The organism is Bartonella callosciuri, assembly GCF_014203215.1.
GTDB lineage: Bacteria > Pseudomonadota > Alphaproteobacteria > Rhizobiales > Rhizobiaceae > Bartonella > Bartonella callosciuri.
Genome location: NZ_JACHIM010000016.1, coordinates 2,501 through 5,000, shown reverse-complemented (window position 1 = coordinate 5,000; position 2,500 = coordinate 2,501). Strand labels below are relative to the sequence as shown.

Here is a 2,500-nt window from a genome sequence, read left to right as displayed (position 1 = left end):
AACAAAGTTTTTCTGCTTGATAAGATAAGGCCGGGGAAGGTTTTCCGGTTTATCCCGGAGGGCTTGTAGCTCAGTTGGTTAGAGCGCGCGCTTGATAAGCGTGAGGTCGGAGGTTCAAGTCCTCCCAGGCCCACCACTTTATCCATCCATCTCTAAATGTTTATCATGCTTTTATGAGAAGATTGCTATAAAAGGATTGTAGCGCTTATCCGTTTGGCAGCTGTGATAAGGTAAAGCAGTTCAAGGGAAAAGTAATGCAAATTTGCATTTGCATTGTATATTTAACAGAAATGTATATTCAACAGAAATCTCCTTACACAGTTTTAGCCTATTTTCCAGTTTGCAATCCTTCTATCCTATTTAGGGGCCGTAGCTCAGCTGGGAGAGCACCTGCTTTGCAAGCAGGGGGTCGTCGGTTCGATCCCGTCCGGCTCCACCACTTTAGATCATCATCATTGTTGGAAGAACACGCTTTTGTGAGAGGTTTGTAACCTTTCACTTGTTCTATTGAAATTGTGAAGAGAAGATATATTCAGACATGTTTCTTTTGAGTATTTGTTCTGAAGAGCAAAATTTGTTCTAAGGAAGATGCTTTTAAAAAAGAAATATTGTGTCGCAAGGGAATGCTCAAAGTCCTTGCTTATGATTGGAAGCTTAACCGCGCCATTGAATATATCTCGAGAAGCTGGTCTTTTCTGCTGATATTTGTGTTTGTTTTGCGCTTTGTTTTGCACAAGGCAAAGAATGCAGACAAACAGTGACTGAAGAGTGAATGAATATTGGCAATGAGAACGATCAAGTGTCTTAAGGGCATTTGGTGGATGCCTTGGCATGCACAGGCGATGAAGGACGTGATACGCTGCGATAAGCTACGGGGAGGTGCGAATACCCTTTGATCCGTAGATTTCCGAATGGGGCAACCCACCTTTGATGGCTAGAGAAATTAAGCTGTTTTGCAAAAAACAGTTTAAATTTCTAGTCGTCATATAAAGGTATCTATACCTGAATAAAATAGGGTGTAAGAAGCAAACGCAGGGAACTGAAACATCTAAGTACCTGTAGGAAAGGACATCAAACGAGACTCCGTTAGTAGTGGCGAGCGAACGCGGACCAGGCCAGTGGCTTAAATTAAGAAAAGTAGAATCGACTGGAAAGTCGAACCAAAGTGGGTGATAGTCCCGTATACGTAACTCTGATTTAAGTCCTAGAGTAGGGCGGGACACGTGAAATCCTGTCTGAATATGGGTCGACCACGATCCAAGCCTAAGTACTCGTGCATGACCGATAGCGAACCAGTACCGTGAGGGAAAGGTGAAAAGTACCCCGACAAGGGGAGTGAAATAGTACCTGAAACCGAATGCCTACAAACAGTCGGAGCCCAAGATTTGTTCTGGGTGACGGCGTACCTTTTGTATAATGGGTCAGCGACTTAGTCTAACGAGCAAGCTTAAGCCGGTAGGTGTAGGCGTAGCGAAAGCGAGTCTGAATAGGGCGTTCAGTTCGTTGGATTAGACCCGAAACCGAGTGATCTAGCCATGAGCAGGCTGAAGGTAAGGTAACACTTACTGAAGGGCCGAACCCGTATCTGTTGCAATAGATTGGGATGACTTGTGGCTAGGGGTGAAAGGCCAATCAAACTCGGAAATAGCTGGTTCTCCGCGAAATCTATTTAGGTAGAGCGTTAGTCGAATTCTCCAGGGGGTAGAGCACTGGATGGGCTAGGGGTCCTCGCCGGATTACCAAACCTAACCAAACTCCGAATACCTGGAAGAACTAACTAGCAGACACACGGCGGGTGCTAACGTCCGTCGTGGAGAGGGAAACAACCCTGACCACCATCTAAGGTCCCCAAGTTATGGCTAAGTGGGAAAGGATGTGAGGATCCCAAAACAACCAGGATGTTGGCTTAGAAGCAGCCATCATTTAAAGAAAGCGTAACAGCTCACTGGTCTAAATAAGGGTCCCTGCGCCGAAAATGTAACGGGGCTAAAGCCATACACCGAAGCTGTGGATTTACTCTTTTAAGAGTAAGTGGTAGCGGAGCGTTCCGTAAGCCTGTGAAGGGAGACTCGTGAGAGCTCCTGGAGGTATCGGAAGTGAGAATGCTGACATGAGTAACGATAAAGGGAGTGAGAGACTCCCTCGCCGAAAGTCCAAGGGTTCCTGCTTAAAGTTAATCTGAGCAGGGTGAGTCGGCCCCTAAGGCGAGGCCGAAAGGCGTAGTCGATGGGAACCACGTTAATATTCGTGGACCTGTGGGTAGTGACGGATTGCGTGTATTGTAAGGTCTTATTGGATTGATCTTGCAGTGAAGCAGTTCCAGGAAATAGCTCCCACATATAGACCGTACCCGAAACCGACACAGGTGGACTGGTAGAGTATACTAAGGCGCTTGAGAGAACTACGTTGAAGGAACTCGGCAAATTGCACGCGTAACTTCGGAAGAAGCGTGACCCTTTAGCGGGCAACCGTTAGAGGGTGGCACAGACCAGGGGGTAGC

2 tRNA genes and 1 rRNA gene (1 of these 3 only partly in view) are annotated in these 2,500 nt (G+C 46.7%); all 3 read left to right on the top strand.

Going from position 1 to position 2,500, the window contains the following annotated elements:
• The first annotated feature begins 59 nt into the window (after positions 1-59).
• Positions 60-136: transfer RNA gene (locus HNQ69_RS07270), tRNA-Ile, on the top strand.
• 227 nt (positions 137-363) lie between these two features.
• A tRNA-Ala gene (locus tag HNQ69_RS07265) sits at positions 364-439 on the top strand.
• Positions 440-793: 354 nt separating this feature from the next.
• Positions 794-2,500: ribosomal RNA gene (locus HNQ69_RS07260) — 23S ribosomal RNA — on the top strand; it runs 1,106 nt beyond the window's last position.